The sequence below is a fragment of the Flavobacterium sp. MEB061 genome (genome assembly GCF_000834715.1).
Taxonomy (GTDB): domain Bacteria; phylum Bacteroidota; class Bacteroidia; order Flavobacteriales; family Flavobacteriaceae; genus Flavobacterium; species Flavobacterium pectinovorum.
Map to the genome: position 1 here is coordinate 1 of NZ_JXQR01000015.1, position 24,072 is coordinate 24,072.

The following is a 24,072-nucleotide window of genomic DNA, read 5'->3' on the forward strand; positions in this document are numbered from 1 at the left end:
AAAAAAAATAAATGCAGATATCCGCGCTCTATAAAAAAATAACACCTTTTGTTAAACCATATCGAAAAATGGTAATTGCTACTTTACTGCTTACTTTTTTAGGTTCATTTGCGGCACAGGTAAATGCTTTAATATTAAAGTATACGGTTGATTCTATCAGTAAATTGATGGTAGCGCATGAACCTTTGTCCAAAGGATTTCATTTACTAGAAATTATTAGTATTGTATTGCTTACTAAAGAGTTGGTTTATTCAATAGTACAGTTTGGACAGAAGTTTTATGGAGAAAAACTGCGAATTTTTATAACCCGTGATATTTCCCAGTCAATAGTCGAAAAAATTCTGACTTACAGAATGAAGTTTTATACCTCAAACGAAAATGAAAGCGGAAAACTTCAAACCAGAATAGATTTAGGGATCAGCAGTTTGACAAGATTGGTTCAGAATTTTTTTATTGATATCCTGCCCTTATTTGCAAATGCTTTTGTTGCATTGATATTGATGTTTTATGCCAATGTTTATGTTGGTTTAGTAAGCTTGTGTATTATTCCTATTTATTTTTATGTAAGCCAATTGCAAGCCAGTAAATTAAGCGGTTTTAGAAGGAGAATGCGGAATTATCGTGAAACAAAGAATAACGGAATCATAAGTTTAATCGAATCTATAACGGTTATTAAATCTTTTGTTCGTGAACCAATGGAAGCCGATCGTCATAAGAATATTCAATTTGAAATGACCGAAAATCAATTGGCGACCAGAAAAACGAGTTTCATTTTTGAAAGTATAAAAGGTTTTATTGAACAAATAGGAGTTGTGATTATCATTATTCTCACCGCTTATTTTGTTTTGAATAATACGATGACAATTGGTGCGATTATGTTTCATATCATGTTGTTTAACAATGTTTCATCTCCAATTAGACAATTGCATCGCATTTACGATGAAGTAAATGATGCTTTGATTTATTCGGAAGGATTTTTTGAAATTTTAGAATCTGATCAGGAAAAAGAAACAAGCGGAGATTATATCCCGGAGAAAATTGTTGGGCTTATAGAAGTAAAAAATGTAGATTTTGTTTATCCGAATGGGACCAAAGCGCTTTCGAATATTAATTTTACCATTAAGCCAAATGAAACCAGCGCATTGGTCGGACTTAGCGGTGCGGGCAAAAGTACTATTATCAATTTATTGGATAAGTTTTATTTGCCTTCATCAGGAAAAATTTATTTGGATGGGGTAGATTTAAATGATTACGATACCGATTTTTTGCGTAAAAATATTGGTTTGGTTTTGCAGAAGAATCACATTTTTAAAGGCACAATTGCCGAGAATATTCTTTATGGAAATCCTGATGCTACAAAATCAGAAATTATAGATGCAGCCAAACAAGCATACATTCACGAACAAGTGATACAATTGCCAAAAGGGTATGATTCTGATGCACATTTGCTTTCAGGCGGGCAACAGCAGCGAATTGCAATTGCCAGATTATTTTTAAAAAATCCGCCAATTATTTTCCTGGATGAACCCACAGCAAGTTTGGATGCCATTGCAACAGAGCAAATAAAAAAATCTCTGGATGCTATAAAAAAGGACAGAACCGTAATTATTATTTCACATAGCATTTCTCAAATTATTGATGCTTCGCATATTATTGTATTAGAAAAAGGAGAATGTGTAGAGCAAGGAACACACGATGAATTATATGATAATAAAGATGTTTATTATCAAATATTTACAGCTATGGCAAATAGCTTAAACATTGATAAAATTACGCAGACCCTTGAATAAGGAATAATTTATCGAATGCATTACGCGTCGTGATCTTTGTCAAAGTTTAAAACTTTGACAAAGATTTTCGCATTCCACATTAAAAAAGAAAGAAAAATCTTAAATATTTTTAACTTTGAATTTTCGAAGCATAAAAATAAAAATGGATATACGATTACAAAACCTGGAGTCTGATTGCTTTTATCATATTTATAATCGTGGGGTTAATGGAAATAAAATTTTTGAAGAAGATGAAAATTATATGTTTTTTATGAAGCAATTTTTAAAATATATGATTGAGGTTTGTGATGTATATGGTTATTGTTTAATGCCAAATCATTTTCATTTTGTAATAAAAGTAAAATCAGAAAAAGAACTATTAATTTTTGCAAATCAAAAAGTTAATCAAGTCAAAAAGCAAGGATTACATTCAGTCCAAAGTTTAGTAAGTAAACAAATTAGTAAATTTATTAGTTCTTATACTCAATCATATAATAAGGTTCATAAAAGACACGGACCATTATTTGAATCGCCATTTAAAAGAAAGTAAATTAATAGTGTGGAATATCTAAAAAATGTAATAATTTATGTAAATCAAAATCCTGCGGATATAAATTTAAATTTTCGAACGTATAAATTTTCATCGTATTTTACAGTTTTGTCTGTATTGAAAACCAAATTAATGAGAGAAGAAGTAATTGGGTTATTTCATGATTTAAATAATTTTATTTACTGCCATGAGAAATTAATCGATTTTGAAATTTAAATCAATTTACCTTTATTTAATTGGAACCGAATCTTTGTCAAAGTTTTAAACTTTGACAAAGATGAAGACGTACAAAAATCATTCGTACATTTTAGGTAGACAAAAATACAAAGATTCACAAAGGTCAGCTTTATTTTATAAATTTATCTAATCAATTAAAAACAAAACTATCTACCCAAAATTATAACCACAATGATTACAAAACCATTCATTTTTAGTGCTTTAATAAGCTTTTTATCTTTTATGAATATGGCCTATTCACAAAAAAAAAATTCATTTGATATTAAAAAGCAACTCGATTATTGTGCAGTACAAGCATCGAAAACATTAACTGTAGTTCCAAATGACGGGACTTCGCCAAGAAGTATCCCAACAGGAAGTAAAGAATGGAAATTTGTCGATTATAAAGATTGGACAAGTGGATTCTGGCCAGGAGAATTATGGTATTTGTACGAAGCAACCGGAGATAAAAAATGGGAAAGAGAAGCAGACAAATTCAGCCGATTTTTGACGCCTTTATCTGTTAGCAAAGCAAATGATCACGATCTTGGATTTCAAATTTTTAATAGTTTCGGAAATGGTTATCGATTAACGAAAAACACGGCGTACAAAGATATTATCCTGAAAACAGCCGATACTTTGGCGACACTTTTTAACCCAAAAGTTGGAACAATTCAGTCCTGGCCGCACAATAAATATGGAGGGCACAATACGATTATCGATAATATGATGAATTTAGAATTGCTTTTTTGGGCATCTAAAAACGGAGGGAAGAAAAAGCTGTACGATATTGCAGTCAAACATGCTGAAACTACAATGAGCAATCATTTTAGACCTGATTACAGTTCTTATCATGTTTTAATTTATGATTATGAAACAGGTAAAAAAATAAAAGGAAGAACAGCGCAAGGTTATAGCGACGATAGCATGTGGGCGAGAGGTCAGGCGTGGGCAATTTATGGTTTTACAATGACTTACAGAGAAACAAAAGATCCTAAATTTTTAGATTTTGCTCATAAAGTAACCCGTGTTTATCTGGATAAATTAATGACGGAGGATTTAATTCCGTATTGGGATTTTAATGCACCCAATATTCCAAACGAGCCAAGAGATGCTTCTGCAGCAGCAATTGTTTCTTCGGCACTTATTGAATTGAGTTCTTATACAAAAGATAAAAACCTCAAAAATGAATATCTTTCAAAATCTAAAAAGATGATTGTGGAACTTTCAGGGCATTATCAAAGTCATGAAGTGAACTCAGCATTCTTATTGCATTCAACCGGACATAAACCTGCCGGAAGCGAAATAGATTGTTCCATTAATTACGCCGATTATTATTATCTTGAGGCACTTTTAAGACTTCAAAAACTAAAATAATTTTAATGTTATGATTAAGAAAATAACCCAATCTTTGTTTGCAATTATTGTGATATTGATGCTGATTAGCTGTAAAAACACAAAACAGAAACTTCAGGAATATGTTACCACTTATAATAGTACCGCTCCCAGTTTTAAAGCAGAAAATGTAACGCTTACGACTGCCAGAGGATATATAAATGACAACAAAATAGAATTGCGTTTTGAAACTAATTTAGAACAGAATGAATCTAATAAAACGGCAGCTTTAAAAAGTTTTCCGGATTTATTGAAAGAGATGCTTAATAAAGATCAAATTCCGAAAGAATTAGTAAATGAAGGCGTGCAATTTGATGTTTATTTTTTGGCTGATGACAATACCGTGTTTGTAAAAGAAATAGTAAACGCTGAGACTATGTCGGAATTAATAAAAAAATAATCGATTTGGTTTAAAAAATTAAAGCCCTTTAAAATATGTTTAAAGGGCTTTTTTGTGTCTGATAGGATTTTTAGTTTTGTAATAATTTATTTATATTCAAGTGATTAGGTTTTTGTTTTTATTAACTTATATTGTTTTTGTCTGTAAAGTTTGTTATGTTTGAGTTAATATTTAACCATAAAACCAAAAAATTATGAAAAAAATTACTCAAATCGTATTTGCCTTTGCCTTTGTATTGTTGTTGGTAAGCTGTAAAAACACCAAGCAGAAAATTCAGGAACATGTAAGTAATTACAATACTTCATCTTCTATAAAAGGAGGAAATGTTGTTAGTACTAGTGCTAAAGCATTTTTAAATGATAATAAAATTGAAATAAGAATTGAAACCAATTTAGAAGGAACTGAAATAAACAAACTGGCTTATAAAGATACTTTTCCTGATTTGCTTAAAGAAATGGTTAAAAACGATCAAATTTCTCCATCGTTAATTGAAGAAGGAGTAAAGTTTGATGTGTACTTTTTATCCTACAACAATATAATCCTTGCTCAGCAATTAGTTGATAAAGAAGAATTGGCTGTTTTGGAAAATGGTTCTGTAGTTGGAAAAGAAACAGCAAAGCTTTAATTTGGATGAATGTCAAAAACATAATTTGCAAAAAATAAAAAATCCTCTTTGAGATAACAAAGAGGATTTTTTATTCTAATGTTTTCTAACATTGGTTAGAATATCTGGAAAATAAATATCTGAAAGATGTGTGAATTCGTCTCCACGCATAAAAATATTAGGACCAACATCTGCAAAAGATGTTTTGCCGGCTGCAGCCAAAAGTTCATTGGCAGCGTGTAAAGTATTTTTATGAAAATGATACACACGATCTGATTTGTCGGTGACAACCAAACCTTTCATTAGCATTTTATTTTGGGTCGCAACTCCGGTTGGACATTCATTATTATGACAACGAAGCGCCTGAATACAACCTAGTGAAAACATAAATCCGCGCGCACTATTACACATATCAGCACCCAGGGCAACTGCATGTAAAATAGAATAGCCTGAAATGATTTTTCCGCTTCCAATAATTCTTATTTTATCACGAATATTTAATGCGATAAGTGTTTTATTGACAAAAATTAATGCAGGTTCAAACGGCATTCCAACACCATCAGCAAATTCTAAAGGAGCTGCTCCTGTACCACCTTCAGCACCATCAACAGTTATAAAATCAGGATAAATATCTTCGGCAATCATTTCATGACAAAGAGCTTCAAATTCGTTAGTGTTACCAATACACAATTTAAATCCAATTGGTTTTCCGTTTGATAATTTACGTAATTGTGCTATAAAATGAATAAGTCCTTTACCGTCAGAAAAAGCATGGTGACCCGGAGGAGAAAGAATCATCGTATGCGGTTTAACACCTCTGATTTTTGCAATTTGTTCTGTATTTTTTGCCGCCGGAAGCACACCTCCATGACCTGGTTTTGCACCTTGCGAAAGTTTAATCTCAATCATTTTCACATTTGGGAGATTGGCTTTTTCTGAGAATTTTTCAGGACTGAAATTTCCATCATCATCGCGACAGCCAAAATAACCTGTACCAATTTGCCAGGTAATGTCACCACCACCTGCAAGATGAAATTCCGTTAAACCACCTTCTCCGGTATTTTGGTAAAAATTTCCTTTTTTAGCACCAATATTAATGGCGCGAACCGCATTTTCGCTTAGCGAACCAAAACTCATGGCCGAAACATTAAATAAAGAAGCAAGATAAGGTTGTTTGCAATCTTTTCCACCAACCAATACACGTGGCAGTTCTTCGTTTACTTTTGCCGGAAAAATGGAATGTTTTATTCCTTCGTAACTATCATGATTTAAGTTTAGCTGCGTTCCAAAAGGAGTACTTGAATCTATATTTTTAGCTCTTTGATAAACCAAAGAACGCTGGTTCCTTGAAAAAGGTTTTCCGTCTGTAGATCTTTCAATAAAGTATTGTTGAATTTCCGGTGCAATCATTTCGAATAAATATCTGAAATAACCCAAAACAGGAAAGTTTCTTAATATGGCATGTTTTGTTTGAATGGCGTTATAAACACCAATCACTAATAGTATTGGTAAAATTATAACGAGTAAAAAACCGCGTTCAGTATAATAATAAGTTGCTGCAACAATTAGAAACAATAAGAATCCGTAGATAAAGAATTTTTTTCTCATGTTTTTAAAAAATTAAAAAGTAATAAAGTAATAATTAATTGAATCGTAATCTAACATAGACATGTTTGATTCCTTTTTTATCTGATTCTCTTTCATCGATTTCAAGAATATCAGTTAAAGATTTTAGCATTGGCGTAAGCTTAGAAAAGCCATAATTTCTTGGGTCAAATTCTGGTTTTTTCTTCACAATTAAATTTCCAACATCGCCCAAAAATGCCCAGCCGTCATCATCTTCGATATCTTCAATTGTAGCTTCTATAAGGTCAATAGTTTGTTTGTCTATTTTGTGTAGTGCTTTTTCGGTAGGTTTTTCAACAGGCTTTTCAACAGGTTTTTTAGCATCTGCGGTAGCTTTAAGTTTTTTCTTTTGGATTGCTCCATCCAAAACCTCAATATAAATAAACCTGTCGCAGGCAACAATAAATGAGTTTGGAGTTTTCTTTTCGCCAATACCAATAACTTTCATGCCTGATTCACGCAAACGAATAGCCAAACGGGTAAAATCGCTATCGCTTGAAACGATGCAAAAACCATCCAGTTTTCCTGAATAAAGTAAATCCATTGCGTCGATAATCAATGCAGAATCTGATGAGTTTTTTCCAACCGTATAACTGTATTGTTGGATAGGAGTAATGGCATGTTCGAGTAAAACGCCTTTCCACCCATTTGAGTTTGGTTTGGTCCAGTCTGCATAAATACGCTTAGTAGTTGGTGTGCCAAATTTAGCGATTTCTTCCATCATACCTTTTACGTTACTGTACGGAACGTTGTCGGCATCAATAAGAACAGCTAGTTTTAAGTCTTTTACGTTATTTAAAGGCATTATTTACAAGTTAGAAAACAAAGGTAAAACTAAAATTGGTTTTTATTTAGACTTCATGATAAATATGTCTTTTGTTACTAATAAATTATTTTGGTTATAAATAAGATATTTTCTATAAAAATTAATTAAAGATAAATTTGTCTTTTAATATAGGTTTGAATATATTTGTATGGAATTTAATCAACTTTATATGTTTTCAAAAGCGTGCGAATACGGGATTCGGGCTTCTATATTTATCGCAACCAAATCATCAGAAGGTGTTCGTGTTGGAATAAAAGATGTGTCAAAAGAAATTGATTCTCCTGAACCGTTTACGGCCAAAATAATGCAGATTTTAACCAAAAACGGAATCATAGCTTCTGCAAAAGGAGTGGGTGGAGGATTTGAAGTTTCAAAAGAAGCCGTAAAATCAATCAAATTAATTCAGATTGTTGATGCAATTGATGGAAACACTATATATAAAGGTTGCGGAATTGGATTAAAAGAATGTTCAGAAACACATCCTTGCCCGGTTCATAATGAATTTAAAAAAATACGGGAATTGCTTCTTGCCATGTTAACCAATACAACATTAGAAGAATTGGCTTTGGGTGTTAATTCGGGCGATTTTCATCTTAAAATATTGAACAAAAACGAATAAAATTTTATAATTTAAATACTTAATAATGAATAAGAAAGTCAAAATTTCGATGCTTGTGCTAATGGGATTTTTAGCCATAACTTCTTGTGGAAAAAAAGAAACAGCACCAACTGAAGAGTCAACAGAAGTAAATGAAACTACAGAAGGAGAAGGGCAGGCGGCAACTGCAGTAAGCAACGTTTTGGTTGTTGAAGGAAACGATCAAATGCAATTTAATACAAGCGAATTAAGAGCAACTGCCGGGAAGCCAATAACTTTAACTTTAAAGCATGTAGGTAAAATACCAAAAGAAGCCATGGGACACAATTTGGTTATTTTACAGGAAGGTACAGATGAAGCTGCTTTTGCTTCAAAAGCAATTACAGCAAAAGATACCGATTATATTCCTGCTTCAGAAAAAGCATCAATTATTGCCCACACTAAATTACTTGGCGGAGGAGAAGAAGATACAATAGAATTTACAATTGATAAAAAAGGAACATATAACTTTTTATGTACTTTTCCCGGGCATTTTGCCATGATGAAAGGTGTTTTAATTGTAGAATAAAACATAAAAACTCTAATGTTTTATGATGCATTAGAGTTTTTTTATATTTTAATAAAAGATAATTTTATCTTTTATTAAAATGAATTAGAAATAACAATAACTAATTTTAAAAAAATGGAAAATTTAAAGAATAAAACAGTAGGCTCATTTGTAGCACAGGATTTTAGAACAGCGGCAGTTTTTACAAAATATCAAATCGATTTTTGTTGTAAAGGAAACCGAACCATAACAGAAGTTTGCGAAAAACAGGAAATTGATTCAGATGTATTAATGCAAAACGTTTTTGATGTTCTACAGTCTGAAAACGGAAATACGATAGATTTTAATTCCTGGCCATTAGATTTATTGGTTGATTATATTGAAAAAACACACCATCGTTATGTTGAAGATAAAACAACTATTTTGACCCAGTTTTTAGATAAATTATGTAAAGTTCATGGTGGAGGACATCCGGAATTATTTAGAATTAATGAACTGTTTACCGCAGGTGCAGGCGAATTGTCACAGCACATGAAAAAGGAAGAATTAATGTTATTTCCTTTTATTAAACGAATGGTAAAAACGAAAGAATCTAATGGGGTTTTAACACAGCCTTCTTTCGGGACAGTTTCAAATCCTATTGCGATGATGATGCAGGAACATGAAAATGAAGGAGATCGTTTTAGTGAAATTGCAAAACTGACTGATAATTATACGCCACCAGCTGATGGATGTACAACTTATAAAGTAACATTTGCGATGTTAAAAGAATTTGAAGAAGATTTGCACAAACACATTCATCTTGAAAATAATATCCTGTTTCCTAAAGCTGTAATTCTGGAAGAGGAATTTGCCTAAAACTAACTAATTTAGAAATTAATGCACCAACTAAATCACAAATTTGACTTATGTTTGGTGCATTTTTATTTGAAAAGAAATGAAAATATCTTTTAAAATGAATTCGCAAAAAAGTTGGATACTTTGTTGTTTTCTCAACTTTCTTATAGCTTCAATTATGGGTTTGCTGTTGCGTTTTTCATACCTTTTGCCTTTAAATGTAAATTATATTTATCTGCTTCATGCACATTCTCATGTTGCCATGTTAGGTTGGATTTACATGATGATTTATATTTTAATCATTCATTTTTTTGTTCCAAATAATAAAAGAGAGAAACCAATTTACAATCAATTATTCTGGGTAACAGAATGTGCAGTTATCGGAATGATGATTGCTTTTCCTGTTCAGGGTTATGGATTGTTTTCGATTATATTTTCGACTGCACATATTTTATTAAGTTATGTTTTTTGCTGGCTCGTTTGGAAAGATGCAGCAGCTGATAAAACCTATAATAAAAGACTTTTATTGATCTCGATTCTGTTTATGGTTTTTTCCACTTTTGGGGTTTGGTGTCTTGGTCCGGCAATAAGTACATTGGGCAAGCAAAGTGTTTTTTATCAAATTGCAATTCAGTTTTTTCTTCATTTTCAATTTAATGGCTGGTTTTTAATAGCAGTTTTAGCATTGTTTTTACAACAATTTAAGGGGCAAATCAATCTAAAACATTTCAGAATATTTCAAATTTTGCTAGTTATTTCAATCCTTTTAACGGTTGCATTTCCTGTTAGTTGGTTTGTTGATATGAAAATATTAAGATGGATAAATGCTTGTGGCATTTTGCTTCAGCTTTTGGTTTTTGTTTATTTCTATAAAATGCTAAAAACTCAAATAAAGACTTTTAAAGCCAGTTTAAATTCAACAAACAAAATAGTTTATGGGTTAGCGTTTAGTTCTTTATTTCTAAAAATAAGCTTGCAATTATTGGTTTTGTTACCTTGTCTGGCTGAAACTTCTCATCAGGTAAGAAATTTTGTAATTGGATTCATCCACTTAACATCATTGGGTATAATTACCGGTTTTTTGTTCGGAATATTGATTCAGAATAAAATACTTTCAAATCAATCTTCTATACTTCGCTTAGGAATGAAGTTTTTTATTTTAGGATATGCTGCAACTGAAGTCTTGTTATTTCTTCAGGGATCATTTTTCTATTTTAACAAAGGAAAATTTCCTGGATATTACGAAAGCATTTTTGCAGCGAGTTTTTTAATTGTATCAGGATTAATTTTGATTGTAACTTCAATTATAAATAAAAAAAACAAGAGTTGATTAATTAAAATCTTCTCTTGTTTTTGACTAATCAACCTATTTAATTTTTTTAGCTTCTTCGTTTATTATCGTTATGGTTTTATCGTTATTTACTCCTAAACCTTCTTGCTGGTATATTAATTCGCCTTTTGGATTAAAAACACTTATAATATTTGAATGCGAAAAATCGATTGGCGAAATTTGCTTATAATTTACCGCAAGCACAGCAGCAAATTCGCGTGTATTTTCTTCTGTAGAGCGAAGAAAAATCCAGGGATCCTGATTCATTTTATTTTCTATTGCAAAAGCCTTTAATCTTTGCGGGGTATCGGTTTTAGGATCAATACTTACCAATATAAGTTTTACGTTTTTTTTAGTTTGTTTGTCAAGTTTTGTTTCAATAGATCTCATGTCTGCCACTAATCTTGGGCAGGCAGCCTTGCACGATGTGTAAATCATTACCATGACAAGAACATTACCATTTAAACTTTTTAATTCGATATTTTTTCCATCCTGAGTTGTCCATTCAGAGGGTAAATTATAGATTGATAAATCACTAATTTCTTTGCTTTTTGGTATCGGTTGGCTTTCTTTTTTTTCAGAGTCTTTGCAGCTTTGTAAAGTAAAAAGAAGAATAATGAACACCAGTATAGTTTTATTCATTTTTAATAATTTAAAATTAAAGTTTCTTTGTATCAGCACATCTGAAACCAAGATTTCGGGTCGAATATTGCGCTTTAAGACTTCCTCTAAAAGCATATCGCATAAATGCAGCATAATCCATTAAGTCAGTTGCATTGACAGATGCGCCGCCGCAAAAAAGGTTTTTGTCTTCACTTTTATCTTTTCTGGATTCTCCTGATAAAAAAATGCTGTTAAAATCGGCTGTCCATTCCCAAACTAATCCATGCATATCATAAACGCCCCAGTAATTTTTGAATGTTTGACCAATTGAATTTTCGTAGGTTTTTGATTTTTCATACCAGGACAGAATGTACTTATTGAATTCTGTTTTGGTTCTGGCATCTGTTTTTTTTTCATCGGCCATAGCCACATATTCCCATTCATCCATTGTTGGTAAACGCTTTCCCTGACACTCGCAGTATTTTTTGGCGGCATACCACGAAACATTTGTTACAGGCGATTTAGGGTTTACATTTCCAAAATCAAGATCATTTTTCCAGTAAGCTAAATAACTTTTATCAGCAAAAATGCCTTTTATTTTAGATTTGCTAAGGCTTGGATTTTTTTTGATAAAACTTAAAAACTCAGCATTAGTAACAGGATAAACATCTATAAAAAACGATTTTACTTTTACAGGATTTTTCGATGTGGCTCCGTAAAGAGGGACAAATGAACCCTCTTTTACCGGAACCATTTTCGATTCTTGCGCTCTTAAGAATCCAATCTGAGCCAAGAATAGAAAAATAATATAAATGTTTTTTGCCATTGTTTCTATTTTATCGTTGTGCCTTAACCATTTCCGGTGTAACTTCTGTTTTATTATTACCCCAGTTACTATATATATAAGTCATAACATTGGCTATTTCATCATCAGATAAGTTTTGCGCTGGCATCACACTATTAAATTTTTTACCATTTACAGTAATTTCACCGCTTAAACCATGTAAAATTGTTTTGATAGCTCTTTTTGAATCTGCATTCAGATAATCTGATTTTGCAAGAGGAGGGAAAGCTCCCGGAATTCCTTGCCCTTCAGATTGGTGACAGGCAAAACAAGTTGTTCCGAAAATTTCTTTTCCAATTTTTATTTTATCAGCCAAAGTTCTTTTTGGAGCTGTTGTTACTGCAGTTTTAGTTTCAGGCATTTTTTGAATAGTTCCACCTTCCGGCAAATAAATACCTTCCTGAATAGTTCCTGAATAAATGGTTTTATTTTCGGCACCTTCGACTTTTAAAATTCCTAAAGCACCTTTATTAAATGCTCTAAAAATTGAGTGATCTACTAAGATAAAATTTCCCGGAGTTTCTACTTTAAAATCAACAATAGCAGATCCGCCTGCCGGAATTAATGTAGTCTGAACGTTTTTATTCATCATAGCGCCACCTTCAACATGCACGTTGTCAAAGATTTCTCCAATAACATGAAAAGAAGAAACTAAATTCGGACCTCCGTTCCCCACAAATAAACGTACTGTTTCGCCCACTTTTGCGGTAAGTTCATTTCCGTTTGTCATCGATCCTACTTTTCCATTAAAAACAACATAATCAGGAGTTTCTTTAATCGCTTTATTCATATCAAAAGGTTGAAGTCCTTTGGCTCCATATTCGCCCTGCGTATAAAAATCGCCCTGCATTACATAGTATTCCTTATCAACCGGAGGAAGTCCGCCTTCAGGTTCAACCAAAATCAAACCGTACATTCCGTTGGCAATATGCATTCCCACAGGAGCAGTCGCACAGTGGTAAACATAAAGTCCCGGATTTATAACTTTAAAGCTAAACACCTTTTCATGTCCGGGAGCTACTAAAGATGATGTTGCACCTCCGCCAGGGCCAGTAACGGCATGCAAATCGATGTTATGCGGTAATTTATTGTCCGGATGATTTTTTAGGTGAAACTCAACTTCATCGCCCACACGCGTTCTGATAAAACTTCCCGGAACAGATCCTCCAAATGTCCAGTACGTATATTTTACACCATCTGTCATTGTGCCTTCCTGTTCCTTAATTTCCATGTTTACCTTCAGTTTCATGGCAGCTCTTTTTCCAATTGGTTTTGGTACCATTGGCGGAGCGGTAAGTTCGGCATCCATTTGTCCTTCTGTTTTAATTGTAGTGTAATCGACTGGTTCTTCACTTTTTTTACAGGAAGATAAAATTAATACACAAAAAAAGGTGTATACAAATAGCCTGATAACAATAAGGGCATCATTCTTCTTTTTCATAATAATTGGTTTACTTTAGTTTTAAATCTGAAGTAAAATTAAAAGACTGTTTTGTCTTTTATCATGATAAAAGTCATATATTACTTATATTTTTTCAAAAATTGTATTTAATAATTAAATAATTGATTGGTTAATTCTTGCAAAAAGGTTACAGTATTGAAGCTAAAGTTCAATATTTTCAATATTTTTTAATAAAAATAATTGGCTAACTCTATTTTAGAATAATAATCATTATTTTTGCACCCTGTATAAATAAAAATTATTACTTCAAAATATATTTATGGTAAAAGATTTATTCGAAAGAATTCAGAACAATAAAGGACCATTAGGAAAATGGGCTTCGCAAGCTGAGGGTTATTTTGTTTTCCCTAAATTAGAAGGTGAACTTGGTCCAAGAATGCAATTTGGTGGAAAAAATATTTTAAATTGGAGTTTGAATGACTATTTAGGTCTTGCAAATCATCCGGAGGTTCGTCAGGCAGATATCGATGCAGCTACTCAATTTGGCGCAGCTTATCCTATGGGAGCCAGAATGATGTCAGGACATACGAAATACCATGAGCAGTTAGAAAATGAGTTGGCTGAGTTTGTAATGAAACCTGCAGCTTATTTATTGAATTTTGGTTACCAGGGAATGGTTTCTACTATTGATGCACTGGTTACTAAAAATGATATTATTGTATATGACGTAGATTCACATGCTTGTATTATTGATGGTGTTCGTTTGCATATGGGTAAACGTTTTACTTACAAGCACAACGATCTTGAAAGTATGGAAAAAAACCTGCAAAGAGCTACCAAAATGGCACTTGAAACAGGTGGAGGTATTCTTTTTATTACTGAAGGTGTTTTTGGAATGCGAGGACAGCAAGGTAAATTAAAAGAAATTGTTGCTTTAAAAGAAAAATATAATTTCCGTTTATTGGTTGATGATGCACACGGTTTTGGTACACTTGGAAAAACAGGAGCCGGAGCAGGTGAAGAGCAGGGATGTCAGGATGGTATCGATGTTTACTTTTCAACTTTTGCAAAATCAATGGCAAATATTGGAGCTTTTATTGCTGCAGATAAAGATATTATCGATTATTTGAAATATAATTTACGTTCGCAAATGTTTGCAAAAGCGTTACCGATGATTCAGACAATTGGTTCTTTAAAACGTTTGGAATTATTGCGTAATCACCCGGAATTGAAAGATAAACTTTGGGAAAATGTAAATGCATTACAAAACGGATTACGTTCAAGAAATTTTAATATCGGAGATACAAATACTTGTGTTACACCAGTTTATTTAGAAGGAAGTGTGCCGGAAGCAATGGTTATGGTAAACGATTTAAGAGAAAACTACGGTATTTTCTTGTCGATTGTAATTTATCCTGTAATTCCAAAAGGAATTATTTTATTGAGAATGATCCCGACAACATCACATACTTTAGCTGATATTGATGAAACACTTACTGCTTTTGAAGCAATTCGTGAAAAATTAGAAAACGGTACATATAAAGAAATCGCAAGCAGAACAACAGTTGATTTAGACGCTTAATTTCTTTTAAAATAACGATTCCCTCATATGGGAATTATATAAAAAATCCATTCGTTTATGCGAATGGATTTTTTTTATTTGAACTAACTTTATAGTACTAATTATTAAAAAATCAGATTATGAAAAAAGTATCAGCAATAACAATAATGATTTTAACCCTTTTTATTTCCTGTAAAAAGGAAACCACGCTTCCACCTCCGCAAATAGAACCAAGCGCTCCAAAAGAAGCAGAACTTGTAGAGCCGGCAGGAGATCAATGTTATGCATCAAGACTTAATGGGAATATAGTAGCCTTAAGTTTTAATGTTAACTCACATCAGGAAGTAAACGGAAAATTGAGTTATAACTTAACAGGAAAAGATAAAAACGAAGGTACTTTAATAGGAAACATGAAAGGCGATACATTAATTGCAGATTATACTTTCATGTCTGAAGGAGTTTCTTCTGTTAGAGAAGTGGTTTTTTTGCAAAAAGACGGAACCCTTATTGAAGGATACGGAGATGTAGTAGATGCAAATGACAAAGTAAGTTTTAAAGATAAAACAAAATTAAAATTTGACGCAAAAAATACATTAACAAAAGTTGATTGTCCTCAATAAGAAATAAAGAAATAAAAAAATTGTAAAAAAGAAATCCCTTCGTAGAAGGGATTTTTTGTAAACGATAAATAGATTGTTTTCTTATAAGTTTTTCAGATACGTTTTTCTCTGACAGTGAATTTTTGGATCAAAGTTTTTCCAAAGTAAATGAATAGCTGTGTTTTCGGCTAACTCCGGGGTTCTGATGCAATTTTGAATTCCTTTTTCAGAAAAAGTTTTAAAATATTCATCAAAAATAATAGCTGTTACACCTTTGTTTTGGTAGTCAGGATGAACACCAATTAAGTAAAAAACCACATCTTTACTCTTTTTTCTGGCTCTTAATAAATGAATAAAACCAAATGGAAATAATTTCCCTTTTGCTTTCTGTAATGCTTCTGTAAAACTAGGCATTACAATACTAAAAGCAACTAGATTATCCTCTTTATCAACGACAAATTTAATGTATTCCGGATTGATAAAACTGATGTATTTTTTCTTAAAATATTCTTTCTGAACATCTGAAATCGCTACAAACGAAGCTAGTTTTGCATAGGATTCATTAAACAAATCAAACATTTTGTCAACGTGCGGCATAATGTCTTTTGTTTTTGTAAATGTTAATGCTCTTAAGCCATATCTTTTTTTGATTAATTCCTGAGCTTTCAGGAAAAATTCAGGTTTTACATTTGAAAACGGAAAAATACTTTCGATATATTCTTTTTCGACCTGAAAACCTAATTGTTCAAAATGAGTTACATAATACGGATTATTGTACCAGGTAATCATAGTTCCCATCTGGTCATAACCTTCGGTAAGAACTCCAACTTTATCTAAATTCGAAAATCCCATAGGACCTTCAGCATGTTCCAGATTATGTAGCCTTCCTAATTCATAAACTTTTTCTAATAAGGCTTTTGTAACTTCAATATCATCAATTACATCAAACCAGCCAAAACGAACCTTTCTTTTATGCTGATTATTGACTTCAGACCAATTGATAATTGCTGTGATTCGACCAACAATTTCATCATTTTTATAAGCCAGATAAAAATACGCCTCAGCACTATCAAAAGCAGGATTTTTTGTTTTGTCAAACGATTCTAATTCATCTGCAATAATAGGCGGAACCCAATAAGGATTGTTTTTGTATAATGAAAACGGAAATTTGATATATTCTGTTAATTCTTTCTGGGTTTTTGCTTCTTTAATTGTAATCATTAAGATCGTTATTGTAAAATCTCTTTTATATAGAGAAGTTGGTTATTAATTCTTATTCGTATTTAGATTTACGTTTTCTTTCCTGTTCCTGATAATCAGTTTCTTTCTCCGATTTCTTTGATTTCGGATCTTTTACTTTTTTCTCTTTTCTGGATTCTCTTTTAAATTCCATTTGCTTTTCCTTGTACTTACCGTCATAACGCCATGAAACTCCAACTCCGCCATACATAATAGAAGGCGAATTTTTAAAGTTTGTACTTATTGATGCGTCCACCTGCAAATTCGGATTAATTAAGTAAGCAGCTCCTCCACGAACAATAGCGTCACTGTAAAAATCACTTTTATATCCTTGATTTTCAATGAATCCAGACCATTTGTCATTAAATCCATGCGTCAAAGTTAATACATATCCGTAACTTGGATAGTCTGTTGTAATATAATCTGCGATAATATTAGTTACAAAAACCCATTTTCCGCCTCCAAAAACGTTTTGGGTAATCAATGCAATCTTTGGAGAAATACTTGACTGCGGAGAAAAAGAATACGGGTTGTCAGCTCCGACAAAATTAGCCCCTGCAAATACCGAAACAGCCGGAATTAAAGAGTGCCAGTCAAAGCGATGATTGGCTTTATAGCTGTAAATGTTTTTTGTTTTTTCGTAATTTTTAAAAGGATCATAAATTAAATATTTAGCTCCCAAAACGGTTTGTCTGAAATTGTTTTTTTTGTAGCTTGTATACGGAGTATCAAAGTTTTCCATTTGATATTGCAAGTCCAGGACGAATTCTAGTTTTTCAAGAAAAGCGCCGTATCTAAACGTTAAATCGGTTCCAAAACCACTTGCATCATAATTTAATAAATCGTGTTTTTCTTTGATGCCGTAAATGCCAATTTCGGCCTGAATTACTGATTTTCCAACTGCATAGGCAGACATCGTTTCACCTGGCCTGTTGGAGTTAATAACATCCGTATATTGCGCAAAAAACAATTGTGGTGCAAAAAAAAGAGATGCAATAAGTAGGTATTTAATTTTTAACATAAATCTGTTTTTGGGATTAAAAAGATATAACGCATTTCAAATGTACATATTTTATTATTTATTTAAGATTCATATTTTAATTTTAAACAATTGATTTATTAATTTTGGAAAAAAATTATATGATCATGCAAGAAGCATCTTTTTCAGGTTTAATAAAAGCTATTGTATACATGATAGCATTTTATTATATTTTTAAATTTTTAGCCAGAATCTTTTTGCCTGTATTGGTGAAAAAAGCGGTTGAAAAAGCAGGAGAGAATTTTCAAAAACAACAACAATATAGTCAGGATAATAGCTGGCAAAAAACTCGTAACAATAATGATGAAATAATCATCAATACTGCTAATGCAAAAAATCCACGCGAAACCAAAAAAGTGGGTGATTATGTTGATTACGAAGAAATAGATTAAGTTTGTGCCCTAAATAATAGGAATCATCATTTAACCTAAACTAACCTAAATTGAAAATAGTAAATAAGTTCTATCCGCATGCCCTTGTTATATTGGGCTTTATTCTCGTTTCCTTAATTTATTTTTACCCGGTTTTACAGGGAAAACAAATTTTCCAATCCGATATTGCACAATATACCGGAATGGCAAAAGAGCAAAATGATTTTAGAGCTGCAGAACATAGTGAACCTTATTGGACAAATTCGGCTTTTGGCGGAATGCCAACATATCAGTTAGGAGCAAATTACCCAAATGATTATGTAGGCAAACTAGATGATGCTTTACGTTTTTTACCACGTCCTGCAGATTATTTATTTCTATATTTCCTGGGTTTTTACGGATTGTTATTAGTTCTAAAAACAGATCCGCTAAAAGCATTTATTGGCGCGATTGCGTTTGGTTTTTCTACTTATTTAATTATTATTTTAGGAGTTGGTCATAATGCAAAAGCGCATGCTATTGCTTATATGCCGCTTGTAATTGCCGGTTTTATACTTGTTTTTCAGAAAAAATACATTTGGGGAGGCTTACTCACTATGTTTGCAGTTGCACTTGAAGTGAATGCAAACCACTTTCAAATGACGTATTATCTGTTGATATTCTTATTAATTCTTTCAGGATATTTTACTTTTCAATTTATTAAAGACAAAGAATATAAGCCATTATTAATATCGTTTGGAGTTTTGGCAGTTGCAGGGATTTTTGCTATTGGAGCAAATGCAACTAATTTAATGGCCACAAGTGAATATGCTAAATTTAGTACACGTAGCAACAGCGAGTTAACTTTTAATCCAGACGGATCTAAAAAATTAAATGAAAATGCTTTAAGCCGCGATTATATTACAGAATACAGTTACGGAATTGCGGAAAGCTTTAACTTAATTGCCCCAAGAATTTTTGGAGGATCAAATCATGAAAATGTAGGGACTGATAGCCGTATGTATTCGTTCATGATGGAACAAGGAGTGCCATCAGAACAAGCACAGGATTTTGTTTCGGGAATGCCAACTTATTGGGGAGATCAGCCTATTGTTGCTGCTCCTGCATATATTGGTGTTGTGGTTTTCTTTTTAGGTATTTTAGCTTTATTTATTGATGACAGAAAAATAAAATATGTTTTCATTGGAGGAGCATTATTTTCATTAATACTTTCATGGGGAAAAAACTTCTCATTATTAACTGACTTTTTTATCGATTACGTTCCAATGTACGATAAATTCAGAGCAGTTTCTTCTATTCAGGTTATTTTAGAATTGTGTTTCCCGGTACTTGCGGTTATGGGATTACAATCTTTTTTCAAAGCGAAAGATGAACCAAAATTACAGCAGAAAGCTTTGGTGCAAACAGGAGTTTTTGGTTTAGGAATTATCGTTATTTTGGTAATTGCAAAAGGATTTTTTCACTTTACAGGAAGCAATGATAGCTATTATTTAGAAAGTTACGGTCCTGCTTTTGTTGATGCTTTAAAAGAAGACAGAATGAGTTTGTATTCTGCTGATTTATTGCGTTCAGGATTTTTTATCGTAGTTACTTTTGGAATTTTATGGTTATTTATCAAAAATAAATTAGCTCAAAATACTACTTTAATTATTGTTGGTCTTTTAATGATCTTCGATTTGTTTTTTGTAGATAAAAAATATGTTTCGGCAAAAGATTTTCTGAGTCCGGTACAAATTGCTGCTCCATTTCAGGAAACGCCATCGGATGCTCAGATTTTAAAAGATACAACACATTATAGAGTTTTTGAAGTTAACGGAAATATGTCTAGCGCACGTGCTTCGTATTTTCATCATTCTTTAGGAGGATATCACGCAGCAAAACCTAGAAGAATGCAACAGTTATTTGATTATCAAATAGCAAAAAACAATATGGAAGTTTTGGATATGTTGAATGTAAAATATATTATCCAAACAGATAAAGAAGGAAAAGAATTCCCGACAGTAAATCCAAATACAAACGGAAATGCATGGTTTGTAGGTTCAGTACGATTAGTGAACAGACCAGATGATGTTATGAAAGCATTAGATAAAATCGATACAAAAAATGTTGCGGTTTTTAATGTTCATGATTATGAAGGTAAATTTAAAAGTGCCAGATTAAAAAAACAATGGGATACTACCGGAACTATTAAAGTTGTGGAATACAAACCAAACTACATTAAATATCAATCAGATAATAAAAAAGATGGTTTAGCGGTATTCTCTGAAATTTATTATAAAAATGGATGGAATGCCTATGTTGATGGACAATTAACAGATCATTTCCCTGTAGATTATGTTTTAAGAGCAATGGAAGTTCCGGGAGGAAAACATACTATCGAATTTAAATTTGAACCACAAGTTGTAAAAACCGGAGGAACGATTGCTTTAGCAAGTTCAATTGGAATGTTGCTACTTTTAATTGGTGGAGTTTATTTCGAAAGAAAAAACACCAGTAATAATAAGAATCAAGATAAAGCCTAAATTCTTTGCATGCGTATTTCAAAGATTTTTAAAATAATTCTTTTTATCATTTTTGATTTATTGGTATTTGCTTTTTTCGGAATTTATATGATGGGATACGATGACTTTTATAATGAAAGAAGATCAAAGAATTGTTGAAATAAAATCACTTTCTTATCTTGAAAGGTTAGAACGATTAATTATACTTATTGAAGTTTCCTATACATTACGTATTGCTAACAGAATTCCATTTAAATAAAAATGTTTCTTAGAACGCCTATTTACACTTCAAAATAATAAACCAAATTTTCATTGGAACAAAAAAAGCTCTTAATCATTACTTATTATTTCCCGCCAGCCGGGGGTCCCGGCGTACAGCGTTGGTTGAAATTTGTAAAATATTTACCTGAATTTAATGTTCAGCCAATTGTGTATGTTCCGGAAAATCCAACATATCCAATTATTGATGAGGGTTTGGTCAGTCAAATTTCAGACAAAGTTATTATTCTTAAAAATAAAATTTTAGAACCTTATCAATTAGCTTCTGTTTTTTCGAAGAATAAAACCAAGAAAATCAGTTCAGGAATTTTTCCTCAAAAGAAAAAGCAAACCTTTCTGGACAAGACATTTTTATGGGTGCGCGGAAATCTTTTTATTCCTGATGCACGTGTTTTATGGGTAAAACCATCTGTATCTTATCTCGAAAAATACATCAGGGAAAATAATATTGATACCATTGTAACGTCTGGCCCACCACATAGTTTGCATTTAATAGGTTTAGAATTAAAAGAAAAATTAAATGTAAAATGGTTTGCTGATTTCCGTGATCCGTGGACAACAATTGGATATCATAAAGCATTGCGTTTGTCAAATTACGCTGCTAAAAAACATAAAAAATTAGAAAGTAAAGTTTTAAATACTGCTGATACAATTATTGTAACCAGCAAAACAACCAAAGCAGAATTTGAAGCAATTACCAACAAACCAATTTCGGTAATTACAAACGGCTATGATATCGAAAATGTAGAGAAGCAAACTTTAGACACCAAATTTACTCTGGCGCATATCGGTTCATTTTTATCAGATAGAAATCCTCCTTTTTTATGGGAATGTCTGGTTGAATTACTAAAAGAAATCCCTGATTTTAAAAAGCATTTAGAAATTAAGTTAATTGGCGCTGTGAGTCAGGAAGTTTTAGATGCTATTTCGCAATTTAATCTAAAGGAATATTTGAATCTTTTAGGTTATGTTTCGCATCATGAAGCGATTGCTCATCAAAAAAAGTCACAGGTTTTGCTTTTAATCGAAATCAATTCTGAAGATACGAAAAGTATTATTCCGGGTAAATTGTTTGAATATATGGTTTCAAACAGGCCAATAATTGCTATTGGGCCGCAAGGTTCTGATTTTGCAGATATTATAAAAGAAACAAATACAGGAGTATTTTTTGATTATTCTGAAAAAGCGAAATTAAAAAGTGTAATTTTGGACTTTTATAATCAGTTTTTGGAAGGAAAATTACAGTCTAATGGCGTTGGTTTACAACAATATTCACGAAAAAACCTCACCAAACAATTAGCACAATTGATAAAGTAAAAAGCAATAACAATATCAAAAAGAAATAACAATTTAAAAATTCATAAGAGAGTAGGAAATCAACGATCTACAATCAAAAATCTGCAATCAAAAACATGGGTATTGTTTTAAATCAGTCTTTCAAAAATACTATAATTACTTATATAGGTTTCGGTATCGGAGCCATTAATACACTTTATTTATATCCTGTTTTTTTAGGTGCAACTTATTATGCTTTAACCAACTATATTCTTTCGGCAGCAAATGTTATTATGCCTTTATTTGCTATTGGAATGCAAAATACGCTGGTAAAATTTTATTCACAGTATAAAACAGAAGAGGAAAGAGAGCAGTTTCTGTCCTTTACAGCTTTGTTTCCCGTTTTAATGTGTATTCCTTTAGGAATTATCGGAATTTTTTTCTTTGATGATATTACCGCTTTTGTATCTAAGGAAAATCCTGTTGTAAAAGAGTTTATGTATTTAATTCCGTTTATTGGAATTTGCATGGCGTATTTTGAGATTTTTTATGCCTGGGCACGGGTTCATATGCACTCTGTTTTTGGAAATTTTATTAAAGAAGTTGGTTTAAGATTATTCTCAACAGTAGCTTTGGTAGGTTTATATTTTGACTGGATAACATTAGTGCAGTTTGTTTATTTAACGGCAGCGATATATTTTATTGCGTTTTTAATAACCATGTTTTATGCATTTTACATTAAAAAGCCTAAGTTTCAGATTAATATTCCTCAGAATGTAAAAGATGTAATGGAATATACTTTCTTCATTATTCTTTCAGGAAGTGTGGCCAATTTACTTTTAGATGGTGATAAATTGATGCTGAATCAATACATGAAAATTGAGAATATTGCCTATTATTCTGTAGCAACTTACATTGCTTTGGTAATTTCGGTTCCAAGTCGCGCAATGCACCAAATTGTATATCCGATTACGGCAAAATTAATGCACGACAACAAACACGACGAATTGAATGACTTATACAAAAAGACATCGATAAATTTACAAATGGTTGGTGGTTATGTAATGTTATGCATTTTTGTAAATATCAATCAATTGTATGAATTAGTTCCAAAAGAATACAGCGGAGGAATTTCAGTTGTATTTATGATTGGTTTATCGAAATATTTTGATTTGATATTAGGAAACAATAACGCTATTATTTTTAATACGAAATATTACAGAATGGTGTTGTATTTAGGACTGCTTTTAGTGTTTTTAACAATAGTCTTAAACATGATTTTTATTCCAATTTTTGGAATTACAGGCTCTGCATTTGCGACTTTATTATCTATTACATTATATAGTTTGGCAAAATTACTTTTTGTGGTAAAAAAGATCGATTTATACCCATTTACAAAACAAACTATTTATTCAATGCTACTAACTTTTGTATTGTTTTTAATGTTTTATTTTTGGGAATTTCCTTTTTATCAATTAATTAGTATTGCTTTAAAATCGATATTGGTAACAATTCTGTATGTTTATCTGAACTATAAATTTGATATTTCTCCGGATATCAACAAGGTAATTGATGGCCTTTTAAGGAAAGTAGGTTTTAAAATTTAGTACGATTTTATTGAGAAAACAGAAAGTAATCTAAATTCAATTCTATTTTGTTTT

At 31.8% G+C, this 24,072-nt stretch carries 22 protein-coding genes; 15 read left to right on the top strand and 7 right to left on the bottom strand.

The window, feature by feature from the left end; genetic code table 11:
• Positions 1-68 precede the first annotated feature (68 nt).
• The 5 genes from RT99_RS07310 (at position 69) to RT99_RS07330 (ending at position 4,955) form a co-directional block, all read left to right on the top strand.
• Positions 69-1,790 (top strand): ABC transporter ATP-binding protein, encoded by a 1,722-nt coding sequence (locus RT99_RS07310; protein ID WP_371197937.1) that lies wholly within the window; start codon positions 69-71, stop codon positions 1,788-1,790.
• A 142-nt stretch (positions 1,791-1,932) separates the two neighbouring features.
• The gene (locus RT99_RS25670; protein ID WP_242607176.1) at positions 1,933-2,319 is read left to right on the top strand and encodes a transposase; all 387 of its coding nucleotides are present in this window, start codon (positions 1,933-1,935) and stop codon (positions 2,317-2,319) included.
• A 408-nt stretch (positions 2,320-2,727) separates the two neighbouring features.
• The gene (locus RT99_RS07320) at positions 2,728-3,912 is read left to right on the top strand and encodes a glycoside hydrolase family 88 protein (protein WP_042564087.1); all 1,185 of its coding nucleotides are present in this window, start codon (positions 2,728-2,730) and stop codon (positions 3,910-3,912) included.
• Positions 3,913-3,922: 10 nt separating this feature from the next.
• Complete coding sequence (locus RT99_RS07325) at positions 3,923-4,330, top strand: hypothetical protein (RefSeq protein WP_042564088.1); 408 nt, start codon at positions 3,923-3,925, stop codon at positions 4,328-4,330.
• A gap of 193 nt (positions 4,331-4,523) precedes the next feature.
• Positions 4,524-4,955: a hypothetical protein gene (locus tag RT99_RS07330; protein ID WP_042564089.1), complete on the top strand. Its 432-nt coding sequence runs from the start codon at positions 4,524-4,526 to the stop codon at positions 4,953-4,955.
• 75 nt (positions 4,956-5,030) lie between these two features.
• Here the strand turns inward: RT99_RS07330 and RT99_RS07335 are convergent, their stop codons facing one another.
• Both RT99_RS07335 and RT99_RS07340 read right to left on the bottom strand, forming a co-directional pair.
• A complete protein-coding gene (locus RT99_RS07335; protein ID WP_042564090.1) occupies positions 5,031-6,542 on the bottom strand; it encodes an FMN-binding glutamate synthase family protein in 1,512 nt (503 codons plus the stop codon).
• Positions 6,543-6,576: 34 nt separating this feature from the next.
• A complete protein-coding gene (locus tag RT99_RS07340) occupies positions 6,577-7,365 on the bottom strand; it encodes an NYN domain-containing protein (protein WP_042564091.1) in 789 nt (262 codons plus the stop codon).
• A gap of 190 nt (positions 7,366-7,555) precedes the next feature.
• Between RT99_RS07340 and RT99_RS07345 the strand changes: the two genes are divergently transcribed.
• From RT99_RS07345 to RT99_RS07360, 4 genes are all read left to right on the top strand, one after another.
• Positions 7,556-8,005 carry an Rrf2 family transcriptional regulator gene (locus RT99_RS07345; protein ID WP_042564564.1) on the top strand — a complete coding sequence of 150 codons (450 nt, stop codon included), beginning with the start codon at positions 7,556-7,558 and terminating at the stop codon, positions 8,003-8,005.
• A 25-nt stretch (positions 8,006-8,030) separates the two neighbouring features.
• Positions 8,031-8,552: an azurin gene (azu, locus tag RT99_RS07350; RefSeq protein ID WP_042564092.1), complete on the top strand. Its 522-nt coding sequence runs from the start codon at positions 8,031-8,033 to the stop codon at positions 8,550-8,552.
• 114 nt (positions 8,553-8,666) lie between these two features.
• On the top strand, positions 8,667-9,389 hold the full coding sequence (gene ric, locus RT99_RS07355; RefSeq protein ID WP_042564093.1) for an iron-sulfur cluster repair di-iron protein: 723 nt from the start codon (positions 8,667-8,669) through the stop codon (positions 9,387-9,389).
• A 157-nt stretch (positions 9,390-9,546) separates the two neighbouring features.
• Positions 9,547-10,698 (top strand): hypothetical protein, encoded by a 1,152-nt coding sequence (locus RT99_RS07360; protein ID WP_242607177.1) that lies wholly within the window; start codon positions 9,547-9,549, stop codon positions 10,696-10,698.
• A 36-nt stretch (positions 10,699-10,734) separates the two neighbouring features.
• Here the strand turns inward: RT99_RS07360 and RT99_RS07365 are convergent, their stop codons facing one another.
• Genes RT99_RS07365 through nirK form a run of 3 tightly spaced genes read right to left on the bottom strand, consistent with a single transcriptional unit; the run spans position 10,735 to position 13,586 of the window.
• Positions 10,735-11,340, bottom strand: a complete 606-nt coding sequence (locus tag RT99_RS07365) for an SCO family protein (protein WP_042564095.1) — start codon at positions 11,338-11,340, stop codon at positions 10,735-10,737.
• 16 nt (positions 11,341-11,356) lie between these two features.
• Complete coding sequence (locus tag RT99_RS07370; RefSeq protein WP_042564096.1) at positions 11,357-12,127, bottom strand: formylglycine-generating enzyme family protein; 771 nt, start codon at positions 12,125-12,127, stop codon at positions 11,357-11,359.
• Between the two features lie 10 nt (positions 12,128-12,137).
• Positions 12,138-13,586, bottom strand: a complete 1,449-nt coding sequence (gene nirK, locus RT99_RS07375; RefSeq protein WP_042564097.1) for a copper-containing nitrite reductase — start codon at positions 13,584-13,586, stop codon at positions 12,138-12,140.
• Positions 13,587-13,866: 280 nt separating this feature from the next.
• Between nirK and RT99_RS07380 the strand changes: the two genes are divergently transcribed.
• Complete coding sequence (locus RT99_RS07380; protein ID WP_042564098.1) at positions 13,867-15,129, top strand: pyridoxal phosphate-dependent aminotransferase family protein; 1,263 nt, start codon at positions 13,867-13,869, stop codon at positions 15,127-15,129.
• A 119-nt stretch (positions 15,130-15,248) separates the two neighbouring features.
• Complete coding sequence (locus RT99_RS07385) at positions 15,249-15,728, top strand: hypothetical protein (RefSeq protein ID WP_042564099.1); 480 nt, start codon at positions 15,249-15,251, stop codon at positions 15,726-15,728.
• An 81-nt stretch (positions 15,729-15,809) separates the two neighbouring features.
• Here the strand turns inward: RT99_RS07385 and RT99_RS07390 are convergent, their stop codons facing one another.
• Positions 15,810-16,928: a GNAT family N-acetyltransferase gene (locus tag RT99_RS07390; RefSeq protein ID WP_042564100.1), complete on the bottom strand. Its 1,119-nt coding sequence runs from the start codon at positions 16,926-16,928 to the stop codon at positions 15,810-15,812.
• Between the two features lie 52 nt (positions 16,929-16,980).
• A complete protein-coding gene (locus tag RT99_RS07395) occupies positions 16,981-17,967 on the bottom strand; it encodes a transporter (protein ID WP_042564101.1) in 987 nt (328 codons plus the stop codon).
• 125 nt (positions 17,968-18,092) lie between these two features.
• Here RT99_RS07395 and RT99_RS07400 point away from each other — a divergent pair, with 125 nt between their 5' ends.
• From RT99_RS07400 to RT99_RS07415, 4 genes are all read left to right on the top strand, one after another.
• Entirely contained in the window at positions 18,093-18,377 is a 285-nt protein-coding gene (locus RT99_RS07400) for a DUF4834 family protein (protein ID WP_042564565.1), read from the top strand.
• Positions 18,378-18,427: 50 nt separating this feature from the next.
• Positions 18,428-20,878, top strand: a complete 2,451-nt coding sequence (locus tag RT99_RS07405; protein ID WP_042564102.1) for a YfhO family protein — start codon at positions 18,428-18,430, stop codon at positions 20,876-20,878.
• Positions 20,879-21,169: 291 nt separating this feature from the next.
• Positions 21,170-22,453 carry a glycosyltransferase family 4 protein gene (locus RT99_RS07410; protein WP_042564103.1) on the top strand — a complete coding sequence of 428 codons (1,284 nt, stop codon included), beginning with the start codon at positions 21,170-21,172 and terminating at the stop codon, positions 22,451-22,453.
• Positions 22,454-22,548: 95 nt separating this feature from the next.
• Positions 22,549-24,018: a lipopolysaccharide biosynthesis protein gene (locus tag RT99_RS07415; protein WP_042564104.1), complete on the top strand. Its 1,470-nt coding sequence runs from the start codon at positions 22,549-22,551 to the stop codon at positions 24,016-24,018.
• Positions 24,019-24,072: the final 54 nt, after the last annotated feature.

What these genes read in the sequence shown, in the direction of transcription:
- RT99_RS07395 (WP_042564101.1), bottom strand. Translation starts at nt 17,967, where the DNA reads ATGTTAAAAATTAAATACCTACTTATTGCATCTCTTTTTTTTGCACCA.
- RT99_RS07365 (WP_042564095.1), bottom strand. Translation starts at nt 11,340, where the DNA reads ATGAATAAAACTATACTGGTGTTCATTATTCTTCTTTTTACTTTACAA.
- RT99_RS07335 (WP_042564090.1), bottom strand. Translation starts at nt 6,542, where the DNA reads ATGAGAAAAAAATTCTTTATCTACGGATTCTTATTGTTTCTAATTGTT.
- RT99_RS07360 (WP_242607177.1), top strand. Translation starts at nt 9,547, where the DNA reads ATGGGTTTGCTGTTGCGTTTTTCATACCTTTTGCCTTTAAATGTAAAT.
- RT99_RS07340 (WP_042564091.1), bottom strand. Translation starts at nt 7,365, where the DNA reads ATGCCTTTAAATAACGTAAAAGACTTAAAACTAGCTGTTCTTATTGAT.
- RT99_RS07325 (WP_042564088.1), top strand. Translation starts at nt 3,923, where the DNA reads ATGATTAAGAAAATAACCCAATCTTTGTTTGCAATTATTGTGATATTG.
- RT99_RS25670 (WP_242607176.1), top strand. Translation starts at nt 1,933, where the DNA reads ATGGATATACGATTACAAAACCTGGAGTCTGATTGCTTTTATCATATT.
- RT99_RS07415 (WP_042564104.1), top strand. Translation starts at nt 22,549, where the DNA reads ATGGGTATTGTTTTAAATCAGTCTTTCAAAAATACTATAATTACTTAT.
- RT99_RS07370 (WP_042564096.1), bottom strand. Translation starts at nt 12,127, where the DNA reads ATGGCAAAAAACATTTATATTATTTTTCTATTCTTGGCTCAGATTGGA.
- RT99_RS07385 (WP_042564099.1), top strand. Translation starts at nt 15,249, where the DNA reads ATGAAAAAAGTATCAGCAATAACAATAATGATTTTAACCCTTTTTATT.
- RT99_RS07400 (WP_042564565.1), top strand. Translation starts at nt 18,093, where the DNA reads ATGCAAGAAGCATCTTTTTCAGGTTTAATAAAAGCTATTGTATACATG.
- ric (WP_042564093.1), top strand. Translation starts at nt 8,667, where the DNA reads ATGGAAAATTTAAAGAATAAAACAGTAGGCTCATTTGTAGCACAGGAT.
- nirK (WP_042564097.1), bottom strand. Translation starts at nt 13,586, where the DNA reads ATGAAAAAGAAGAATGATGCCCTTATTGTTATCAGGCTATTTGTATAC.
- RT99_RS07390 (WP_042564100.1), bottom strand. Translation starts at nt 16,928, where the DNA reads ATGATTACAATTAAAGAAGCAAAAACCCAGAAAGAATTAACAGAATAT.
- RT99_RS07310 (WP_371197937.1), top strand. Translation starts at nt 69, where the DNA reads ATGGTAATTGCTACTTTACTGCTTACTTTTTTAGGTTCATTTGCGGCA.
- RT99_RS07380 (WP_042564098.1), top strand. Translation starts at nt 13,867, where the DNA reads ATGGTAAAAGATTTATTCGAAAGAATTCAGAACAATAAAGGACCATTA.
- RT99_RS07345 (WP_042564564.1), top strand. Translation starts at nt 7,556, where the DNA reads ATGTTTTCAAAAGCGTGCGAATACGGGATTCGGGCTTCTATATTTATC.
- RT99_RS07330 (WP_042564089.1), top strand. Translation starts at nt 4,524, where the DNA reads ATGAAAAAAATTACTCAAATCGTATTTGCCTTTGCCTTTGTATTGTTG.
- azu (WP_042564092.1), top strand. Translation starts at nt 8,031, where the DNA reads ATGAATAAGAAAGTCAAAATTTCGATGCTTGTGCTAATGGGATTTTTA.
- RT99_RS07320 (WP_042564087.1), top strand. Translation starts at nt 2,728, where the DNA reads ATGATTACAAAACCATTCATTTTTAGTGCTTTAATAAGCTTTTTATCT.